Annotated in this window: 21 protein-coding genes and 1 other RNA gene; 12 read left to right on the top strand and 10 right to left on the bottom strand. The window is 60.9% G+C overall.

Annotated features, from left to right (window positions below):
* Positions 1-19: 19 nt before the first annotated feature.
* Positions 20-502, bottom strand: a complete 483-nt coding sequence (locus ACP7CZ_RS13800; protein WP_034129016.1) for a hypothetical protein — start codon at positions 500-502, stop codon at positions 20-22.
* Between the two features lie 250 nt (positions 503-752).
* On the opposite strand from ACP7CZ_RS13800, the gene ACP7CZ_RS13795 reads away from it, so the two are divergent.
* Complete coding sequence (locus ACP7CZ_RS13795; protein ID WP_034129015.1) at positions 753-1,406, top strand: gamma-glutamylcyclotransferase; 654 nt, start codon at positions 753-755, stop codon at positions 1,404-1,406.
* Here ACP7CZ_RS13795 and glpT read toward each other — a convergent pair.
* Complete coding sequence (glpT, locus tag ACP7CZ_RS13790; protein ID WP_032878817.1) at positions 1,403-2,740, bottom strand: glycerol-3-phosphate transporter; 1,338 nt, start codon at positions 2,738-2,740, stop codon at positions 1,403-1,405. The two genes, ACP7CZ_RS13795 and glpT, sit on opposite strands and share 4 nt — an antisense overlap.
* Positions 2,741-3,031: 291 nt before the next feature.
* Positions 3,032-4,009: an NADPH:quinone oxidoreductase family protein gene (locus ACP7CZ_RS13785; protein ID WP_294195252.1), complete on the bottom strand. Its 978-nt coding sequence runs from the start codon at positions 4,007-4,009 to the stop codon at positions 3,032-3,034.
* Between the two features lie 150 nt (positions 4,010-4,159).
* On the opposite strand from ACP7CZ_RS13785, the gene ACP7CZ_RS13780 reads away from it, so the two are divergent.
* A complete protein-coding gene (locus tag ACP7CZ_RS13780; RefSeq protein ID WP_198790960.1) occupies positions 4,160-4,567 on the top strand; it encodes a flagellar basal body-associated protein FliL in 408 nt (135 codons plus the stop codon).
* Positions 4,568-4,676: 109 nt separating this feature from the next.
* On the opposite strand, the gene ACP7CZ_RS13775 is transcribed toward ACP7CZ_RS13780, so the two are convergent.
* The gene (locus ACP7CZ_RS13775) at positions 4,677-5,126 is read right to left on the bottom strand and encodes an EVE domain-containing protein (protein WP_294195257.1); all 450 of its coding nucleotides are present in this window, start codon (positions 5,124-5,126) and stop codon (positions 4,677-4,679) included.
* Positions 5,127-5,321: 195 nt separating this feature from the next.
* Here ACP7CZ_RS13775 and ACP7CZ_RS13770 point away from each other — a divergent pair, with 195 nt between their 5' ends.
* A complete protein-coding gene (locus tag ACP7CZ_RS13770; protein ID WP_010207387.1) occupies positions 5,322-5,471 on the top strand; it encodes a hypothetical protein in 150 nt (49 codons plus the stop codon).
* Positions 5,472-5,480: 9 nt separating this feature from the next.
* On the opposite strand, the gene ACP7CZ_RS13765 is transcribed toward ACP7CZ_RS13770, so the two are convergent.
* From ACP7CZ_RS13765 to ACP7CZ_RS13750, 4 genes are all read right to left on the bottom strand, one after another.
* Complete coding sequence (locus ACP7CZ_RS13765) at positions 5,481-6,113, bottom strand: 5-formyltetrahydrofolate cyclo-ligase (RefSeq protein WP_034129012.1); 633 nt, start codon at positions 6,111-6,113, stop codon at positions 5,481-5,483.
* A gap of 57 nt (positions 6,114-6,170) precedes the next feature.
* A non-coding RNA gene (gene ssrS / locus ACP7CZ_RS13760) (6S RNA) lies at positions 6,171-6,349 on the bottom strand.
* A 30-nt stretch (positions 6,350-6,379) separates the two neighbouring features.
* Entirely contained in the window at positions 6,380-6,697 is a 318-nt protein-coding gene (locus ACP7CZ_RS13755; RefSeq protein WP_054895993.1) for a cell division protein ZapA, read from the bottom strand.
* Entirely contained in the window at positions 6,694-6,903 is a 210-nt protein-coding gene (locus ACP7CZ_RS13750) for a TIGR02449 family protein (RefSeq protein WP_003177365.1), read from the bottom strand. Before ACP7CZ_RS13750 ends, ACP7CZ_RS13755 begins: the two co-directional genes overlap by 4 nt.
* A gap of 138 nt (positions 6,904-7,041) precedes the next feature.
* On the opposite strand from ACP7CZ_RS13750, the gene ACP7CZ_RS13745 reads away from it, so the two are divergent.
* From ACP7CZ_RS13745 to gcvH, 9 genes are all read left to right on the top strand, one after another.
* Positions 7,042-7,599: a YecA family protein gene (locus tag ACP7CZ_RS13745; RefSeq protein WP_034129010.1), complete on the top strand. Its 558-nt coding sequence runs from the start codon at positions 7,042-7,044 to the stop codon at positions 7,597-7,599.
* Positions 7,600-7,620: 21 nt separating this feature from the next.
* The gene (gene pepP, locus ACP7CZ_RS13740; protein WP_034129009.1) at positions 7,621-8,943 is read left to right on the top strand and encodes a Xaa-Pro aminopeptidase; all 1,323 of its coding nucleotides are present in this window, start codon (positions 7,621-7,623) and stop codon (positions 8,941-8,943) included.
* Positions 8,940-10,127 (top strand): 2-octaprenyl-6-methoxyphenyl hydroxylase, encoded by a 1,188-nt coding sequence (gene ubiH / locus ACP7CZ_RS13735; protein WP_259038955.1) that lies wholly within the window; start codon positions 8,940-8,942, stop codon positions 10,125-10,127. Before pepP ends, ubiH begins: the two co-directional genes overlap by 4 nt.
* Positions 10,120-10,605, top strand: coding sequence for a DUF4442 domain-containing protein (locus tag ACP7CZ_RS13730; RefSeq protein WP_198790962.1), 486 nt, complete (start codon positions 10,120-10,122; stop codon positions 10,603-10,605). The genes ubiH and ACP7CZ_RS13730 overlap by 8 nt, the downstream gene beginning before the upstream one ends.
* Before the next feature lie 8 nt (positions 10,606-10,613).
* Positions 10,614-11,831: a 2-octaprenyl-3-methyl-6-methoxy-1,4-benzoquinol hydroxylase gene (locus tag ACP7CZ_RS13725; RefSeq protein WP_236452503.1), complete on the top strand. Its 1,218-nt coding sequence runs from the start codon at positions 10,614-10,616 to the stop codon at positions 11,829-11,831.
* A gap of 162 nt (positions 11,832-11,993) precedes the next feature.
* Positions 11,994-12,998: an extracellular solute-binding protein gene (locus tag ACP7CZ_RS13720; RefSeq protein ID WP_057975325.1), complete on the top strand. Its 1,005-nt coding sequence runs from the start codon at positions 11,994-11,996 to the stop codon at positions 12,996-12,998.
* Between the two features lie 150 nt (positions 12,999-13,148).
* Entirely contained in the window at positions 13,149-14,765 is a 1,617-nt protein-coding gene (locus ACP7CZ_RS13715; protein ID WP_020301817.1) for an ABC transporter permease, read from the top strand.
* Positions 14,766-14,921: 156 nt separating this feature from the next.
* Positions 14,922-16,004, top strand: a complete 1,083-nt coding sequence (gene gcvT / locus ACP7CZ_RS13710) for a glycine cleavage system aminomethyltransferase GcvT (RefSeq protein ID WP_034129004.1) — start codon at positions 14,922-14,924, stop codon at positions 16,002-16,004.
* Positions 16,005-16,056: 52 nt separating this feature from the next.
* Entirely contained in the window at positions 16,057-16,440 is a 384-nt protein-coding gene (gene gcvH / locus ACP7CZ_RS13705) for a glycine cleavage system protein GcvH (RefSeq protein WP_003195293.1), read from the top strand.
* A gap of 144 nt (positions 16,441-16,584) precedes the next feature.
* On the opposite strand, the gene ACP7CZ_RS13700 is transcribed toward gcvH, so the two are convergent.
* Together ACP7CZ_RS13700 and ACP7CZ_RS13695 are read right to left on the bottom strand one after the other, a co-directional pair.
* The gene (locus ACP7CZ_RS13700) at positions 16,585-17,727 is read right to left on the bottom strand and encodes a DegT/DnrJ/EryC1/StrS family aminotransferase (protein WP_294195393.1); all 1,143 of its coding nucleotides are present in this window, start codon (positions 17,725-17,727) and stop codon (positions 16,585-16,587) included.
* 164 nt (positions 17,728-17,891) lie between these two features.
* Positions 17,892-18,206 (bottom strand): DUF2388 domain-containing protein, encoded by a 315-nt coding sequence (locus tag ACP7CZ_RS13695; RefSeq protein WP_003176799.1) that lies wholly within the window; start codon positions 18,204-18,206, stop codon positions 17,892-17,894.
* Positions 18,207-18,237: the final 31 nt, after the last annotated feature.

The following is an 18,237-nucleotide window of genomic DNA, read 5'->3' as shown; positions in this document are numbered from 1 at the left end:
CACAGGGGACAGTGTCGTGTCAGAAGCGCACGCCAGTTGTCACCATTGCCGCGTTGAACCCGAGCAACACCAACTCCGCCGCCACCGGCCCGTAATGCGCGCCCACCGACGGAATGATCACCGGCGCCACACCGAATCGGTTCAACGGGATCTTGTCGCGGTAGTCGCCGCGATAGCCCTGAAGCAGCCCGCCGGTCAATTTTGCATACACCGGATAGTCGGCCAGGTCATAGCGCTTGCCCGCATAGGCGTAGTACGAGCGCTGGCGGAACGAGTTGCGAAAAGTCACCCCACCATACAACAGCCCCGATGCCTCGTTGCGTTCCAGGCCGATCAAGTCCTGCTTGTTGTTGTGCTCGGGGTCGGGTGCGAAGTGCCGGGTGTAGACACTGGTCTGGGCGTACCAGAAGCCTTTGTCGTCGTTGGCGAGTGGGGTTTCGCTCGCCAGCGCGGTGGTGGCTTGGGCCAGGAACAACAGCCCAGGCAATCGAAATTTTTTCATGGGGCGACCTCGATAGTCGATGTAATGAACGGCTAAGTGGGTCGTTATGTGCGCGCTAGTTTGACGGCATGGCGCCCGCCCAGGCTGAACCGGGGCTGACAGTAGCGGGATTAACCGTCCAGATCCTGACGAGTGGCGGCGTTGATTAATGCCCAGTGGCACTTTTTCGCCGTACGGTTACAGCGCTGCGTTTTATTACGGTAAAGTCGCTCACAACTGGTAACACTCAGGAGGCGCACCGCATTTCGCCATGACCGCCATTGAAACCGATCTTCTGCAATTGGCTTACCCTCCGCGCCTCGATCTTGGGCCGCAACTCACACACGAACAGTTGATGAGCTCGATGCAAGCCACCATGGCGCGGCATAAGGGCGGGCCGGTGTGGCTATTTGCTTATGGTTCACTGATCTGGCGCCCTGAATGTTCATCCACCGAGCGCGTACGGGCACGGGTCCACGGTTATCACCGGGGCTTGTACCTGTGGTCCCATGAGCATCGGGGTACGCCGGAATTGCCGGGGTTGGTGTTCGGGCTGGACCGCGGTGGTTCCTGCAGCGGGTTCGCCTACCGTTTGCCGGACGATCAGTTGGAGGCCTCGCTGTATGCCCTGTGGCAACGTGAGATGCCTTACCCCTCTTACCGGCCGCACTGGCTCAGCTGTCGGTTACAGGATGGCAGTACCGTGCAGGCGTTGGGGTTTGTGTTGGAGCGGCATTTGCCCAGCTATGCCGGCAACTTGCCCGATATCGTGCTTAACCATGTACTGCAAAGCGCTTGCGGGCGTTACGGCACGACTCGCGATTATGTCGAGCAGACCGTGAACGCCCTGCGTAGCCACGCCATGCCAGATAAAAACCTGGAGGCGCGGCTCAAGCGTTGTGCCAAGGGTTGCCCGGGCGATTAACGCGCCGAGCTGACACTGTTGGTGTGCCACAGCGTGGGGATCAGGAACGCGATCGCCAGTACGCACGCACCAATCAGCAGCACGAAACCACCGTCCCAGCCGAAATGGTCGACCGTGTAGCCCATGGCCGCACTTGCCGCTACCGAACCGCCCAGATAACCGAACAGACCGGTGAAGCCCGCTGCGGTGCCGGCGGCCTTCTTCGGAGCCAGTTCCAATGCCTGCAGGCCGATCAGCATCACCGGGCCGTAGATCAGGAAGCCGATGGAGAACAGCGCAATCATGTCGATCATCGGGTTGCCCGGCGGGTTGAGCCAGTAAACCAGGGTGGCCACTGTCACCAGGGCCATGAACACGATACCGGTCAGGCCGCGGTTGCCACGGAAGATCTTGTCCGACATCCAGCCGCACAGCAGCGTGCCCGGGATACCTGCCCACTCGTAGAAGAAGTACGCCCAGGACGACTTATCGACCGTGAAGTGCTTGGCTTCTTTCAAGTAGGTCGGCGCCCAGTCCAGTACGCCGTAGCGCAGCAGATAGACAAACACGTTGGCGAAGGCGATGTACCAGAGCATTTTGTTGCGCAGCACGTACTTGACGAAGATTTCCTTGGCGCTGAATTCGTCTTCGTGGCTGGCATCGTAGCCTTCCGGGTAATCGTTCTTGTACTTCTCGATAGGCGGCAGGCCCACCGATTGCGGTGTGTCGCGCATGGTGATGAAGGCAAACGCTGCCACCGCCAAGGCCACGGTGGCCGGTACATAGAACGCCGCATGCCAGTCGTTGAACCACGCCATGCCCAGCAGGAACAGCGGGCCGATCAAGCCACCGCCGACGTTATGCGCCACGTTCCAAACCGACACCACGCCGCCGCGTTCTTTCTGCGACCACCAGTGCACCATGGTCCGCCCACTTGGCGGCCAGCCCATGCCCTGGGCCCAGCCGTTGATGAACAGCAAAATGAACATCATGGTCACGCTGGACGTTGCCCAAGGTGCGAAACCGAAAATGAACATCACCCCCGCCGAAACCAGCAGGCCAAAGGGCAGGAAATAGCGTGGGTTGGAGCGGTCGGACACCAGGCCCATGAGGAACTTGGACAAGCCGTAGGCAATCGCAATCGCCGACATTGCCAGGCCCAGTTCACCGCGGGTGTAACCCTCGTCGATCAGGTAGGGCATGGCCAGGGAGAAGTTTTTACGCAGCAGGTAGTAACCGGCGTAACCAAAGAAAATACCCGCGAAGATCTGCCAGCGCAGCCGTCGGTAGGTACTGTCTATTTTTTCTTCAGGCAAGGGCGCCTGGTGTGCGGCAGGACGAAAGAAAGCAAACATTCAAGAGCTCCAAATTTCTTGTTTTGACTGCGGATGCGAATGTTACAGTTTCGTTACCGAAAATAGCATCGCCTCTTATCTGCAAACACAGGAAACGAGAGCAATTGCATGTTCTTTTACGAACATGTCGCCTATAGATAAGTGATGGTCGTGGTTAGGTCCTAAGACCGCGAAGTAACTACTGTGGGAGCTGGCTGGCCTGCGATGACGGTCTTTCAGCTTCATCTGTAGCAGCTGACTCACCGCTGTCGCAGGCAAGCCAGCTCCCACATGGATTGCATTTCAGGTGTGTTATCGGGTTTGGACAACTATTTTACCCACTGCCTTGCGCTGCCCCAGATCATTGATCGCCTTTGCGGCCTGTTCCAGCGGATACACCTGTGACACCAACGGCTTCAACTTGCCCTCGCCATACCACGTGAACAACTGCTGAAAATTCGCCGCGTTATCCTGCGGCTGGCGCTGGGCAAACGAGCCCCAGAACACCCCGACCACCGCTGCGCCCTTGAGCAGCGCCAGGTTCACCGGCAGTTCAGGAATACGCCCACTGGCGAACCCCACCACCAGCAGCCGCCCATTCCAGGCGATCGAACGAATGGCCTGGTCAAACAGGTCGCCACCCACCGGGTCGTAGATAACATCGGCGCCATTGCCATCGGTCAGACGCTTGACCTCATCCTTGAGGCTGGCTTCGCTGTAGTTGATCAGCTCATCGGCGCCAGCGGCCTTGGCCACTGCGAGCTTGTCGGCGCTACTGGCGGCGGCAATCACCCGGGCGCCCATGGCCTTGCCGATCTCCACTGCGGCCAGGCCCACGCCGCCGGACGCACCAAGCACCAGCAAGGTCTCGCCGGGTTGCAGGTTGGCGCGTTGTTTCAGCGCATGCATGGAGGTGCCGTACGTCATGCTGAAGGCAGCGGCGGTGTTGAAATCCATGCTCGGCGGGATCGGCAGCACGTTATAGCCGGGCACCGCGACCTGCTCGGCAAAGCTGCCCCAGCCGGTCAGCGCCATCACACGGTCACCGACTTTCAGATGGCTGACTTTCTCACCCACTTCACTGACCACGCCTGCCGCTTCGCCACCGGGTGAGAACGGAAAGGGCGGCTTGAACTGGTAGTTGCCTTCGATGATCAGGGTGTCCGGGAAATTCACCCCGGCCGCGTGCACGTCCAACAGGATTTCGTTCTTCTTGATCGCGGGGCTGGCGATCTCTTCCAGCACCAGGGTTTCGGCGGGGCCGAAGGCTTTGCACAGCACAGCTTTCATCGGACTATTCCTTTTGGCGTCGTGGCCGATAAGTGTAGGAGGGAACGCCCGTGGGTCAACGAGCATGCCCGCGCCTGATAAGCCCCCATAAGCTTGTGCTCAGCCTTGCTAGCGTTATGCTACCCGGCAACCGAATTCGAGGAATGAACTGTGAAAGCGTGGATCCTGTTGATGCTTGCCCTGACGTTGCCGATGGCAGCCCAGGCCGAAGAAGCCAAGGAAGGCGAGGCGCCGAAAGTCAGCTACATCAGCCTGACGCCGCCGTTCGTGGGCAATTACGGCCTGGATGGCACGGCCAAGCTCAAGGTCTACAAGGCCGACATTGCTCTGCGCGTGACCGGTGATGAGGCGGCGAAGTTGGTCAAGGCCAACGACCCGTTGATTCGCAACCAACTGGTCGCGCTGTTTACCCAGCAGACCAACGAGACCATGAGCAGTGTGGAAGGGAAGGAAAAGCTGCGTCAGGAAGCGTTGAAGCAAACGCAGCAGGTGATGAACGATGAAACCGGCAAGCCAGTGGTAGAAGACCTGCTGTTCAACAACCTGATCATCCAGTAGGAGCGAGCTTGCTCGCGAAAAACGTCAACGATAACGCGTGCTTCCTGAATAAAAGCGGCGCCTGTGAGTTTTTCGCGAGCAAGCTCGCTCCTACAAGAAGCCAGGTCAGTTAAAGCAAATGAAGGACCACCGCCCACTGTTGCGGTGTGACCGCCATGACCGAAAGCCGGCTGCCTTTCTGCACCAGCGGCATTTCAGCCAGTGCAGTTTGCTGCTTTAGATAGCCGAGCCCCAGCACCTTGGGGAAGGTCTGCACGTGCGCGACATCGATCGCGCTCCACGGGTTTTTCTCCGGGGTGGCCTTGGCGTCGAAATAGTGGCTTTCTGGTTCCAGCGCAGTGGGGTCCGGATAGGCGGCCCGAGTGATTTTGCCGATGCCGGCAATCCCTGGCTCCGGGCAACTGGAGTGGTAGAAGAAAAACTCGTCGCCCACGGCCATGGCGCGCAAAAAGTTGCGGGCCTGATAGTTGCGTACCCCGTCCCAGCGCGCTTCGCCGAGCTTTTCCAGGCCTTTGATAGAGAGTTCGTCGGGCTCGGATTTCATCAGCCAGTAGGCCATTGTTGGGCTCCTGAAAAAGGCATTGGGCAAGTTGTCGGGCAATTGCGTGACAAACCGACAGTCGGTTGGCGTCAAGGTTTGCGTGTTGGTTCACGTTACCGCAGAATGCGCGCTTTTAAGCTTGACGCAGCTGCAACGGACTACTTTGGAACGTTGTTGTCATCGTGTACGAGGTGCCTGAAAGGGGGGCAATCGATGCAACGTAAGCCGGATTTACTATGGATTTTGGTTATTTTGTTTGGTCTGGGCGTCGTGACCACCGGTTATGCCCAGAGCCTGTGGTCGAACAAGACCGATGCACCGGTTGAACTGGCTCAGCAGCAGCCACAACCGTTCAAGCGTTAACTCAAGCATTCACCAAGGCGCCGCTGTTTCCAGCGGCGTTTGTGCGTCATACCACTGCGTATCAGTCACCGTCCCCGCCAACGGCACATCCCAACTCGCCTGCGCCAGGCGTTCGACTTTCTGGCATTCATGGGCCAGCCCCAGCAGCGTTGGCTTGCGCCAGCTCTGGCGGCGGGCAAGATAGGCCAGGCTGCGATCGTAGAACCCGCCGCCCATGCCCAGGCGCCCACCCACATCGTCGAACCCCACCAGCGGCAATAACACCAGGTCCAGCGCCCAGACCTGGCGCTGACGATGGGCATTGACCCGTGGTTCAAGGATGCGAAAGCGGTTGGGCAGCAACTTATCCCCAGGCCGTACGCGCTGGAACACCATCTTGGTGCGCGGCCAGGCGCTGAGCACCGGCAGGTAAGTGGCTTTGCCGCGGCGCTGGGCCGCACGCAGCAGCAGGCGCGGATCGATTTCACCATCCGTGGGCAAATATAAAGAGATATGTTTGGCCCGGCGAAACAGCGGGTGCTGTGCCAGTTGCCGGTACAGACCCTGAGCGGCCTGGCGCTGCTCGCTTGGCGTGAGGGCGCGGCGGGCCTTGCGCAACATGCGTCGAAGTTGCGGACGAGATAGCGGCGCAGGTTCGGTCATGATTTTCGGCTCATAAAACAATGCCAGTCCGGGGACTGGCATTGAGTTTGGGAATTCAGGCTCCCCGACAGAGCCGCTGTCGACTTAGCCCTTGAACCCGAAAGTTCAAGGTGGAAGAAGCAGTAGGCTTTAAGGCTTTCCGTCTAGCGGACATGCACACCAGCCCAACGTGCAACTTCCAGGGTAGTGCGAATCGGCTCAGGGACATCGCCGACTGGCAAACACGCCAGGGAGTGGGGCGAGTATACCTTAAACCCGCTCGGCAATCAGCCCTTGGGTGTGTCTGAATCGGTGGAAAGCGCCAGATCCACGCGATCAAGCAGGTCACGAACCTGCTCGCGCGTCGAACCACTGGCCTGTACGTCAGGGCGCTCCTGCTTATGCAGCAGGTCGTGGGTGATATTCAGCGCGGCCATCACAGCGATGCGGTCGGCGCCAATCACTTTGCCGCTGCTGCGGATTTCGCGCATCTTGCCGTCCAGGTAGCGGGCAGCGCTCACCAGGTTGCTGCGTTCTTCCTGGGGGCAGATGATCGAATATTCTTTGTCGAGGATCTGCACGGTAACGCTATTGCTTGAACTCATGAGTCTTGCTCCAGGGCCTTCAGGCGCGAAATCATCGATTCGACCTTACGCCGGGCGATTTCGTTTTTTTCAATGAGGTGAGCGCGTTCCTCGCGCCAGGTCTTTTCCTGAGCTAATAGGAGTCCGTTTTGACTCTTAAGTTGCTCGACCCGATCAATTAGCAGTTCGAGTCTGGCCATCAGCGCTTGCAGGTCGGTGTCTTCCATTGGGTTCCACTGGATTTGTCTGATGAATGGCAACTGCAGGATAAACGATCTGACGCCCTCGATAGTCTTGGTACGTCTGCCGGTGCTAGGATACAGCGCTCCATTCTAGACATTGCGCCGTCTGGCGCCTAGCTCACCATGCCCATTCAAAATTCCCCGTACGACGCTTTTTCCAAACTGCTGAGCACCAGCGGCCACCCTTGCTCGCCTGCCGAACTGCACGGCGTGCTGTTGGGCCGCAGTTGCACCGGTGTGGGCTTTGATGCCGACAACTGGCTGGCCGATGTGGCCGAGTTGCTGGAAACCGAACCCACCGAGAACGTGCGCAATGCGTTGATCGGCCTGCAAGAGATGGTCAAGGGCGAGTTGACCGGTGACGACGTCACCGTGGTCCTGCTGCTGCCGACCGATGACGCGCCGCTCACCGAGCGCGCTGCTGCCCTGGGCCAGTGGTGCCAGGGCTTCCTCCACGGTTTCGGCGTGAATGCCGGCGGCCTGGAGCTGAGCACCGACGCCAAGGAAGTGCTGCAGGACCTGGCGGCGATCTCACAGGTGCAAGATGCCCTGGAAGAGTCCGAAGATGGCGAAGGCGACTACATGGAAGTCATGGAATACCTGCGCGTCGCGCCGTTGCTGCTGTTCACCGAGACCAGGAAGTCCGCTGAGCCGGTCGCTGCCAAGCCGTCGTTGCACTAAAGAAAGGAAGCCCATCTGCCCATGATTCATATCCCCAAAGCGGAATACACCCGTCGCCGCAAGGCGCTCATGGCGCAGATGGAACCCAACAGCATCGCGATCCTGCCGGCCGCCGCCGTGGCCATCCGCAACCGCGATGTCGAGCATGTTTACCGCCAGGACAGCGATTTCCAGTACCTGAGCGGTTTCCCCGAGCCCGAAGCGGTGATCGTGCTGATGCCCGGTCGCCAGCATGGCGAGTACGTGCTGTTCTGCCGCGAGCGCAATGCCGAGCGCGAATTGTGGGACGGCCTGCGTGCGGGCACCGAGGGCGCGATTCGCGACTTTGGCGCGGATGACGCCTTCCCCATTACCGATATCGACGACATCCTGCCCGGCCTGATCGAAGGTCGCGACCGTGTGTACTCGGCCATGGGCAGCAATGCCGAGTTCGACCGGCACGTGATGGAGTGGATCAACGTGATCCGTTCAAAAGCACACCTGGGCGCCCAGCCGCCGAACGAATTCGTTGCCCTGGATCATTTGCTCCACGATATGCGCCTGTATAAATCGGCGGCAGAAGTGAAGGTGATGCGCGAGGCAGCGCGAATTTCCTGTGCGGCCCATGTGCGGGCGATGCAGGCCAGCCGTGCCGGCCTGCATGAGTTCAGCCTGGAAGCCGAGCTGGATTACGAGTTTCGCAAAGGCGGCGCGAAGATGCCGGCCTATGGCTCCATCGTCGCCGCCGGGCGCAACAGCTGCATCCTGCATTACCAGCAGAATGACGCGGTGCTCAAGGACGGCGACCTGGTGCTGATCGACGCCGGGTGTGAGATCGATTGCTACGCCAGCGACATCACCCGTACCTGGCCGGTCAACGGCAAGTTTTCGCCGGAGCAGAAGGCGATCTACGAGATTGTGCTGGCCTCCCAGGAAGCCGCCTTCAAGCAGATCGCGCCGAACAAACATTGGAACCAGGCCCATGAGGCGACCGTGCAGGTCATCACCGCCGGCCTGGTGAAGCTGGGGTTGTTGCAAGGTGACGTTGACGAGTTGATCGCCAGCGAAGCCTACCGCGCCTTCTACATGCACCGTGCCGGCCACTGGCTGGGCATGGATGTGCATGATGTGGGCGAGTACAAAGTGGGCGGTGAATGGCGCGTGCTGGAAGTGGGCATGGCCTTGACCGTGGAGCCGGGTATCTATATTTCCCCGGACAACCAGAACGTGGCAAAAAAATGGCGTGGCATTGGCGTGCGCATCGAGGACGACGTGGTAGTGACCAAGCAAGGCTGTGAAATCCTGACTGGCGGCGTGCCCAAGACCGTTGCCGAGATCGAAGCGTTGATGGCGGCTGCCCGATGAGCCGGGTCAACCTGGCGATTATCGGCGGTGGCCTGGTGGGCGCCAGCCTGGCCCTGGCATTGCAAGCGGGGGCCAAGGCGCGGGGTTGGAAAATCGTGCTGATCGAACCCTTTGCACCGGGCGACAGCTACCAGCCGAGCTACGATGCGCGCTCTTCCGCGCTGTCGTTTGGCGCGCGCCAGATTTACCAGCGGCTGGGCCTGTGGCATGCCATTTCCCGACGTGCGGAGCCGATCAAGCAGATCCATGTATCGGACCGTGGGCGCTTCTCCACCGCGCGTTTGTCCGCGATGGAGGAGGGCGTGCCAGCCCTGGGTTATGTGGTGGAAAACGCCTGGCTCGGCCAATGCCTGTGGCAAGGCTTGGACAAGGACGTGGTGAGCTGGCGCTGCCCGGCGGAAGTCACGCGCATGGAGCCTCTGCCCGATGGCTATCGCCTGACCCTCAACGATGAAACCGTGCTGGAATGCGACCTTGCGGTACTGGCTGATGGCGGCCGTTCCGGCCTGCGAGAGCAACTGGGCATTGGCGTGAAAACCCGCCTCTACAACCAGAGCGCGCTGATCGCAAACATCACCCCGAGCGAAGCGCACAATGGCGAGGCGTTCGAGCGCTTTACCGATGAAGGCCCCATGGCCTTGCTGCCGCTGCCGGACAACCGTTGCGCGCTGGTCTGGACCCGCATCGGCATGGACGCCCAGCGCTTGGCCAGCCTCGACGAGCGTAGCTTCCTGAGCGAACTGCAGGGTGTGTTCGGGTATCGCCTGGGCACCCTCAAGCAAGTGGGTGCCCGCCACCTGTACCCGTTGACCCTGGTGGAAGCCGAAGAGCAAGTGCGTTCGCACCTGGCGGTCCTCGGCAATGCCGCCCATAGCCTGCACCCGATTGCCGGGCAGGGGTTCAATCTGTCTCTGCGCGATGCCAATGCCTTGGCCGAAGCGCTGCTGGCCGGGCCTGCTGTGCCGGGTGACCTGGCGACTTTGCAAAGCTATCGCGAGCGCCAGCGCCTGGACCAGCAACTCACCGTAGGCTTCTCCGACCAGGTCACGCGCCTGTTTGGCAGTGCCCAACCGTTGGTGGCGCTGGGCCGCAATATGGGCTTGCTCGGCCTCGACCTGTTGCCACCAGCCAAACGCTGGTTCGCCCGCCAGGCCATGGGCCTGGGTACGCGTTCCGATGCGTAAGTGGCTAACCCAACGCGTGGGTAAGGCGCGGCTGTTGCGCTGGTTCCTCACCCTGTACCCGCCGTACCTCGGCGCCGGGGTGCGGGTGCAGGCACTGAGTGCCGACTTCCGGCATGCCAAGGTGCGCATGGGCCTGGGTTGGTACAACCGCAATTACGTCGGTACGCAATTTGGCGGCAGCCTGTATTCGATGGTCGATCCGTTCTACATGTTGCTGTTGATGGAAAACCTGGGCCGCGACTACATCGTGTGGGACAAGGCTGCGAGTATCGACTTCATCTCGCCGGGCAAAGGCCCGGTGTATGCCGAATTCTCCATCGACGACACTTTGCTCGATGAAATTTGGCGCCAGACCGCAGGTGGCGAGAAATATCTGCCCCACCTCAAGGTCGAGATTCATGACGGCTCCGGCACCCTGGTGGCGCGGGTCGACAAAACCCTTTATGTGCGGCGCAAGCCGCCAGCGAGACAGGCTTGAATATGGACATGCGCGCAGATGTGCTGATTGTCGGGGCCGGAATGGTCGGAAGCGCCCTGGCGCTGGCGTTGCAGGGCAGTGGCCTGCAGGTGCTGCTGCTCGACGGCAGCCCGTTGAGCGTCAAGCCGTTTGAACCGGCTGCGGCGTTTGAACCGCGGGTGAGCGCGCTGTCGGCGGCCAGCCAGCGCATTCTTGAGTGCCTGGGCGTGTGGGACGGCATCGTAGAGCGGCGTGCCAGCCCCTATGGCGAAATGCAGGTATGGGACGGCAGCGGCACTGGGCAGATCCACTTCTCGGCGGCCAGTGTGCATGCGGAGGTGCTTGGGCATATCGTCGAGAACCGCGTGGTGCAGGATGCCTTGCTCGATCGCCTGCATGACTGCGACCTCGGCCTGCTGGCCAATGCGCGCCTGGAACAGATGCGCCGATCCGGCGATGACTGGTTGTTGACCCTGGCCGACGGCCGCAAGCTGCGCGCGCCGCTGGTGGTGGCCGCCGACGGTGCCAACTCCGCCGTACGCCGCCTGACCGGTACACCTACCCGCGAATGGGATTACCTGCACAACGCCATCGTCACCAGCGTGCGCAGCAGTCAGCCGCACCAGCGCACCGCGTGGCAACGTTTCACCGACACCGGCCCGTTGGCGTTCCTGCCGCTGGTGCGCGATGGGCAGGAAGACTGGTGCTCGATTGTCTGGTCGACCACGCCCGCGGAGTCCGAGCGCTTGATGGCGCTGGATGATGAACGCTTCTGTCGGGAACTGGAGCGTGCCTTCGAGGGGCGCTTGGGCACTGTGGTTAGTGCCGACCCGCGTGTGTGCGTACCGTTGCGCCAGCGCCATGCCAAACGTTATGTGGCCGAAGGCCTGGCGTTGATCGGCGACGCCGCCCACGTCATTCACCCGTTGGCGGGGCAGGGCGTCAACCTGGGGTTCCTCGATGCAGCCGTGCTGGCCGAAGTGCTGTTGGCGGCGACCGAGCGCGGCGAGCGCCTGGCCGATGTAAAAGTGCTGAGCCGTTACGAGCGGCGCCGCATGCCCCATAACCTGGCGCTGATGGCGGCGATGGAAGGCTTTGAGCGCTTGTTCCAGGCCGATCAACTGCCGCTGCGCTGGTTGCGCAACGCGGGTTTGAAAATCGTCGACCAGATGCCCGAAGCCAAGGCAGTGTTTGTGCGCCAGGCGCTGGGGTTGACTGGCGATCTTCCCGAACTCGCCAAACCCTGAACTGACAATACAACCCTCTGTGGGAGCCGGGCTTGCCCGCGATGAGGCCATCAGCTCCAGCGCATATTCTGGCTGTGCAACATCTGGTAACGCCTCCACCAAGCGTTACCAAATGTGAGTCCTTATCATTTGCCCTCCATTTGCAAATGAGAGACCGCACCCATGTTGGCACCCAAGCGCCTCCTGACTGCCCTGGCACTCACCCTGATCGGCAGCACCACCGTGCAGGCGGCCGACGAAGTCGTGGTCTACTCCTCGCGTATCGACGAACTGATCAAGCCCGTGTTCGACGCCTACACCAAAAAGACCGGCGTACAGGTCAAGTTCATCACCGACAAGGAAGCCCCGTTGATGCAGCGCATCAAGGCCGAGGGCGAGAACGCCACCGCCGACCTGCTGCTCACCGTTGACGCCGGTAACCTCTGGCAGGCCGAGCAGATGGGCATCCTGCAACCGTTCACCTCTCCTGTCATCGACAAGAACATTCCTCTGCAATATCGCTCATCGGCCCACGCCTGGACCGGTTTGAGCCTGCGTGCGCGAACGATCGCCTATTCCACCGACCGGGTAAAACCGGGCGACCTGACCACCTACGAAGCCCTGGCCGACAAGCAGTGGGAAGGCCGCCTGTGCCTGCGCACGGCGAAAAAAGTCTACAACCAGTCGCTGACCGCCACGTTGATCGAAACCCATGGCGCGGCCAAGACCGAAGAAATCATCAAGGGTTGGGTGAATAACCTCTCCACTGACGTGTTCTCCGATGACATCGCCGTGCTGGAGGCCATCAACGCCGGGCAATGCGACGTGGGTATCGTCAATACCTATTACTACGGTCGCCTGCACAAGCAGAAGCCAGAGCTGGCGGTGAAGTTGTTCTGGCCGAACCAGGGCGACCGCGGCGTACATGTGAACCTCTCTGGCATCGGCCTGACCCAGCACGCACCGCACCCGGAAGCGGCCAAGGCGCTGGTGGAGTGGATGACCACGCCTGAGGCACAGAAGATCTTCGCCGACGTCAACCAGGAGTTCCCGGCCAACCCAGCGGTACCGCCATCGGCGGAAGTGGCGACCTGGGGCAAGTTCGTGGCCGATACCTTGCCGGTGGAAGTGGCAGGCAAGCGCCAGGCCGAAGCGATTCGCCTGATGGATCGCGCTGGCTGGAACTGAAGCTGCGCCGCTTAACTGTGGGAGCTGGCTTGCCCGCGATTGCATCACTTCGGTATCACTGATACACCGAGGTGCTTGTATCGCAGGCAAGCCAGCTCCCACATTGGTTAGTGGCCGCTTCAACATCTTTATTTTTCTGAGAGCTTTTCCTTGGCCCACCCCGCCCAACGTCGCTGGTACCTACCGGTTTTCAGCGTCGCCGCCCTGGTGCTGTTGCCGCTGAGCGTGCTGCTGCTGTCCTGGCAAAGCATCGACCCGCAGATCTGGTCGCACCTCTGGGACACTCAGATGCCCCGCTTGCTGGGCAACACCTTGACCCTGGTGCTCGGTGTCGGCCTGGGCGTGACGCTGCTGGGCGTCAGCCTGGCCTGGCTGACCAGCCTGTGCGAGTTCCCCGGGCGGCGCTGGCTCGACTGGGCACTGATGTTGCCCTTTGCAATCCCTGCCTATGTGCTGGCCTTCGTGTTTGTGGGCCTGCTGGATTTCGCCGGCCCGGTGCAAACCCTGCTGCGCGAGTGGTTCGGCACCGGGCTGCGTTTGCCGCGGGTACGCTCTACCAGCGGCGTGGTCATTGTGTTGGTGCTGGTGTTCTATCCCTATGTCTACCTGCTGGCGCGCAGCGCGTTCCTGGCCCAGGGCAAAGGCTTGATGGAAGCGGCGCGGGTGCTGGGGCAATCGCCATGGCAAGCGTTCTGGCGCGTGGCATTGCCAATGGCGCGACCAGCAATTGGTGCCGGTGTGGCCTTGGCGCTGATGGAGACGCTCGCGGATTTTGGCGCGGTCTCGGTGTTCAATTTCGACACCTTTACCACCGCAATCTATAAAACCTGGTACGGCTTTTTCAGCCTGTCCAGTGCCGCGCAACTGGCCAGCCTGCTGCTGCTGGTAGTGATGCTGGTGCTGTATGGCGAGCGACGTGCGCGCGGGGCCAGCCGACCGAGCAATGAGCGCCCACGGGGCAAGGCGTTGTACCACCTGCGCGGGTTCAAAGCCGTGGCGGCCAGCGCGTGGTGCAGCTTGGTCTTCGCCTGTGCGTTCGTGATTCCGATGCTGCAACTGGTGGCGTGGTTCTGGCAGCGTGGCCGCTTCGACCTGGATGAACGTTACACCGGGCTGATCGTGCATACCCTTTACCTGGGCGGTATCGCAGCGCTGATCACGGTCAGCGTGGCGCTGATACTGGCCTTTGCCAACCGTCTGGCGCCCACTCGCGCGATTCGCTCCGGTATCAGCCTGGCCAATGTCGGCTATGCCTTGCCAGGCTCGGTGCTGGCGGTGTCGATCATGCTGGCGTTCAGTTACCTGGACCGCGAGTTGGTGGTGCCGCTCTCCGGATGGCTGGGCGGGGCGGGCAAGCCTTTGCTGCTGGGCAGCCTGTCGGCACTGGTGCTGGCGTACCTGGTGCGGTTCCTGGCGGTGGCCTACGGGCCGCTGGAAAACAGCCTGGCGCGAATCCGTCCGTCACTGCCCGAAGCGGCACGCAGCCTTGGCGTGAGCGGCCCACGACTGTTTTGCAAAGTGTATCTGCCGTTATTGCTGCCGGGCACGTTGAGCGCAGCGCTGCTGGTGTTTGTGGATGTGCTCAAGGAAATGCCCGCCACCTTGCTGATGCGCCCGTTTGGTTGGGACACCCTGGCGGTCCGCATCTTTGAAATGACCAGTGAAGGCGAATGGGCGCGGGCGTCTTTGCCGGCGCTGACCCTTGTGCTGGTTGGCTTGTTGCCGGTCATCGGGCTGATTCGTCGCTCGGCTCGGCAAATCGGTTAGGTGCCAGTCCTACGGCTTGAGGCTACAATGCGCGGCATTCGGTGCGCTCCGTCTTTCGGATCGACCTGCTGTATGTGGCTGCGGGCCTTGTAGTACAAGGTGTTCGGCGCAAGTGGCAGCTCTGCGCGCCTTCGCCAAGCCCGGAAGGAGAAACCCATGGGACAGCGTACGCCTCTGTATGACCTGCATCTCGCCCTCGGCGCGAAAATGGTCGATTTTGGCGGTTGGGATATGCCTTTGCATTACGGCTCGCAAGTTGAAGAGCACCACCAGGTGCGACGTGACTGCGGGGTCTTCGATGTATCTCATATGACCGTGATCGATGTCACCGGCCCCCAGGCCAAGGAATGGCTCCAGTACCTGCTGGCCAATGATGTCGACCGACTGCATGGCTGTGGCCGTGCGTTATACAGCGCCATGCTCAACGAGCAGGGCGGGGTAGTGGACGACATGATCGTCTACCGCACCGAAACCGGTTACCGCCTGGTGGTCAACGCCGCCACCCGCGATCAGGACATGGCCTGGATGCAGGCGCAACTGGGCACCTACTCAGTGCAGCTGCATGAGCGGTCAGAGTTGGCCATGCTCGCCATCCAAGGCCCCCACGCCCGGCAGAAAATCGCCGAACTGGTGACCCAGTCCCGTGGCACCCTGATCCACCAGCTCAAGCCGTTCGAAGGCCGGGCCGACGGTGACTGGTTTATCGCCCGCACCGGCTATACCGGCGAAGACGGCCTCGAAATCGTGCTGCCGGCCGATCAGGCACCGGGCTTTTTCAACGATCTGGTGGGCGCAGGCATTTCCCCCATCGGCCTCGGTGCGCGCGACACCTTGCGCCTGGAGGCCGGCATGAACCTGTATGGCCAGGATATTCACCAGGCCGTCTCGCCCCTGGCGGCCAACATGGCCTGGAGCATCGCCTGGGAACCGGTCGAGCGTAACTTCATTGGCCGCGCTGCGCTGGAAGCAGAAAAAGCGGCCGGCGTGCAGTTCAAACTGGTGGGGCTCGTCCTCGAAGAGCGTGGCGTGCTACGTGCTCATCAGGTGGTTCGTATCGCCAATGTTGGCGAAGGAGAGATCACCAGTGGTAGTTTCTCGCCTACGCTAAGCAAATCCATTGCGCTGGCGCGTGTGCCGACGGCGACTGCCGACCGGGCCGAAGTGGAAATCCGCGGCAAGTGGTATCCGGTTCGAGTGGTCAAGCCGACCTTCGTGCGTCATGGCAAAACCCTGATCTAACCAATTCCGGCAGGCCAAAGGCCGCTGACATTTCATCTTGAGGACACAGACTATGAGCAATATCCCTGCCGACCTGCGTTTTGCCGAAAGTCACGAATGGGCCCGTCTGGAAGCTGACGGCACCGTGACCGTCGGGATCTCCGACCATGCACAGGAAGCTTTGGGTGATGTGGTGTTTGTTGAGTTGGCGGAAGTGGGTGCCAATTTTGAAGCGCAAGGCCAGGCGGGTGTGGTTGAGTCGGTGAAAGCAGCCTCGGATATCTACTCGCCGGTTGCCGGCGAAGTGATTGCTGTCAACGAAGAGCTGAGTGGCAGCCCTGAGCTGCTGAACTCTGACCCGTACGGCGCGTGGATCTTCAAGCTCAAGCCAAGCGACAAGGCCGAGCTGGACAAGCTGCTGGATGCCGCGGGCTACAAAGCCGCCATCGGCGAATAAACGCCATAGTTACAACGACACAAATCAATGTGGGAGCTGGCTTGCCTGCGATTGGATCACCCGGGTATCACCGATACACCGAGGTGCCAGCATCGCAGGCAAGCCAGCTCCCACAGTTGATTGGGGTGTGTCTGCTGGTTGTGATCAGTCTCTTTTCAATACGGCTTTAACCGCCGCTACAGCCCGCTCCACATCCGCCTCTGTCATCGCCGTGAACATCGGCAACGACACAATCAAACGCCCAACACGCTCCGCCACCGGGAACATGCCTTCCTTGAAACTCTGTGCCCGATACAGGCTCAGCAGGTGGATCGGCGGGTAGTGATAGCCGATACCCACGCCGTGGGCCTGCATCTGTTCCATGAACGTGGCGCGGGCTGGCAGGCCATCCTGGCGCTCCGGCAATACCAGTTGGAACAGGTGCCAGTTGCTGTTTTCGAAGTCGGCCGGCGGCAGTTGCGCGCCGTATTGGGCTTCGAAATCGCTGCCAAAGCAGTTGAAGTAGTGCCGTGCCAGGTTCTGACGATGGGCGGTGATCTTCTCGATGTGCGCAAATTGCCCCAGGCCTATGGCGGCGGCAATGTCGGTCATGTTGAACTTGCCACCCAGCACATCCACATCCAGGCCATCGAAGCCGCTGCGGGTGACGCCTTGCAGTCGGTACTTCTCTGCCAGACGGGCCTCCTCGGCATTGTTCAACACCAGGCAGCCGCCTTCGGACGACGTGATGTTCTTGTTCGCCTGGAAGCTGAAGGACACGAAGTCGCCGGTTGCGCCGATGCGTTCTCCATCCCAGCTGGACCCCAGGGCCTGGGCAGCATCTTCGACAATACGCAGGTTGTACTTGTTGGCCAGCGCGTAGAGCATCGGCATATCCACAGGCAAGCCGGCCAGGTAGACCGGGATGATCGCCTTGGTGCGCGGAGTAATGGCCGCTTCTACCTGGGCCAGGTCGATATTGCGCGTCACCGGGTCGATGTCGGCAAAGACCGGAGTGGCACCGACTTCGAGAATCACGTTAGCCGTGGCAACCCAGGAAATTGGGGTGGTGATGACTTCATCCCCAGGCCCGATCCCGGCGATGCGCAAGGCGATCTCCATGGTGCAGGTGCCCGAGTTGAAGGTGCGCACCGGACGGCCGCCAAAATAGTCCGACAGCTGTGCTTCGAACGCCTGCACCTTTGGTCCGCTGGTGATCCAGCCGGAACGCAGAACATCGCCGACCGCCGAAATGGTGGCTTCATCAATGGTCGGTTTGGAAAACGGCAGGAAGGGCTGTTGGCTCATGACGAAGAAGGCATCCGTTTCAGGTAGGCAATGAAAGATAGACGAGTCAGTAGGGCATGGTTGCACGCTGAGACTGAATATAGCCTGTCATCCATGAACGATTCGTCATGCAGCAGGCAAAAAAATGCCGCTTGAGAAAGCGGCATTTTTTATGAGGGCAGTTGTTACTCGGTTACAGCATTCTTCGCCAGGATGGCGTTAGCCAGTTCCATGTCCGTGGCTTGGAGGCCAGGGTTATCGGCGCGGACCTTCTGCATGGCCGCTTCCAGATACGGGCCGCGAATGCCGCCGTCGCTGGCGACGAAGCTGCCCGCGTCGTCCTGGGCGGCGACCACCAGCTTGTGGTCCTTGAACGTCAGGTAAGTCGAGCCAGTGGTGGCGCCCGACGAGATGACATTACGCCAGAAGCTATCGGCCATGGCTGAGCCGACAGGTAGGGAAAGCACAGCGAGGGTTGCGACAGCATATTTGAGACGCATGATGGGTGACTCCGGTGGGTTATCTGTACGT

Origin of the sequence: Pseudomonas sp. DWP2-2 (genome assembly GCF_049897065.1) — a bacterium.
Classification (GTDB): domain Bacteria; phylum Pseudomonadota; class Gammaproteobacteria; order Pseudomonadales; family Pseudomonadaceae; genus Aquipseudomonas; species Aquipseudomonas paracarnis.
Note: the sequence above shows the minus strand (reverse complement) of the source record. Positions and strands in the feature narration are given on the sequence as shown.

Coding starts and splice junctions, on each gene's coding strand:
- ACP7CZ_RS13800 (WP_034129016.1), bottom strand. CDS start 502: ATGAAAAAATTTCGATTGCCTGGGCTGTTGTTCCTGGCCCAAGCCACC.
- ACP7CZ_RS13795 (WP_034129015.1), top strand. CDS start 753: ATGACCGCCATTGAAACCGATCTTCTGCAATTGGCTTACCCTCCGCGC.
- glpT (WP_032878817.1), bottom strand. CDS start 2,740: ATGTTTGCTTTCTTTCGTCCTGCCGCACACCAGGCGCCCTTGCCTGAA.
- ACP7CZ_RS13785 (WP_294195252.1), bottom strand. CDS start 4,009: ATGAAAGCTGTGCTGTGCAAAGCCTTCGGCCCCGCCGAAACCCTGGTG.
- ACP7CZ_RS13775 (WP_294195257.1), bottom strand. CDS start 5,126: ATGGCCTACTGGCTGATGAAATCCGAGCCCGACGAACTCTCTATCAAA.
- ACP7CZ_RS13770 (WP_010207387.1), top strand. CDS start 5,322: ATGCAACGTAAGCCGGATTTACTATGGATTTTGGTTATTTTGTTTGGT.
- ACP7CZ_RS13765 (WP_034129012.1), bottom strand. CDS start 6,113: ATGACCGAACCTGCGCCGCTATCTCGTCCGCAACTTCGACGCATGTTG.
- ACP7CZ_RS13755 (WP_054895993.1), bottom strand. CDS start 6,697: ATGAGTTCAAGCAATAGCGTTACCGTGCAGATCCTCGACAAAGAATAT.
- ACP7CZ_RS13750 (WP_003177365.1), bottom strand. CDS start 6,903: ATGGAAGACACCGACCTGCAAGCGCTGATGGCCAGACTCGAACTGCTA.
- ACP7CZ_RS13745 (WP_034129010.1), top strand. CDS start 7,042: ATGCCCATTCAAAATTCCCCGTACGACGCTTTTTCCAAACTGCTGAGC.
- pepP (WP_034129009.1), top strand. CDS start 7,621: ATGATTCATATCCCCAAAGCGGAATACACCCGTCGCCGCAAGGCGCTC.
- ubiH (WP_259038955.1), top strand. CDS start 8,940: ATGAGCCGGGTCAACCTGGCGATTATCGGCGGTGGCCTGGTGGGCGCC.
- ACP7CZ_RS13730 (WP_198790962.1), top strand. CDS start 10,120: ATGCGTAAGTGGCTAACCCAACGCGTGGGTAAGGCGCGGCTGTTGCGC.
- ACP7CZ_RS13725 (WP_236452503.1), top strand. CDS start 10,614: ATGCGCGCAGATGTGCTGATTGTCGGGGCCGGAATGGTCGGAAGCGCC.
- ACP7CZ_RS13720 (WP_057975325.1), top strand. CDS start 11,994: ATGTTGGCACCCAAGCGCCTCCTGACTGCCCTGGCACTCACCCTGATC.
- gcvT (WP_034129004.1), top strand. CDS start 14,922: ATGGGACAGCGTACGCCTCTGTATGACCTGCATCTCGCCCTCGGCGCG.
- gcvH (WP_003195293.1), top strand. CDS start 16,057: ATGAGCAATATCCCTGCCGACCTGCGTTTTGCCGAAAGTCACGAATGG.
- ACP7CZ_RS13700 (WP_294195393.1), bottom strand. CDS start 17,727: ATGAGCCAACAGCCCTTCCTGCCGTTTTCCAAACCGACCATTGATGAA.
- ACP7CZ_RS13695 (WP_003176799.1), bottom strand. CDS start 18,206: ATGCGTCTCAAATATGCTGTCGCAACCCTCGCTGTGCTTTCCCTACCT.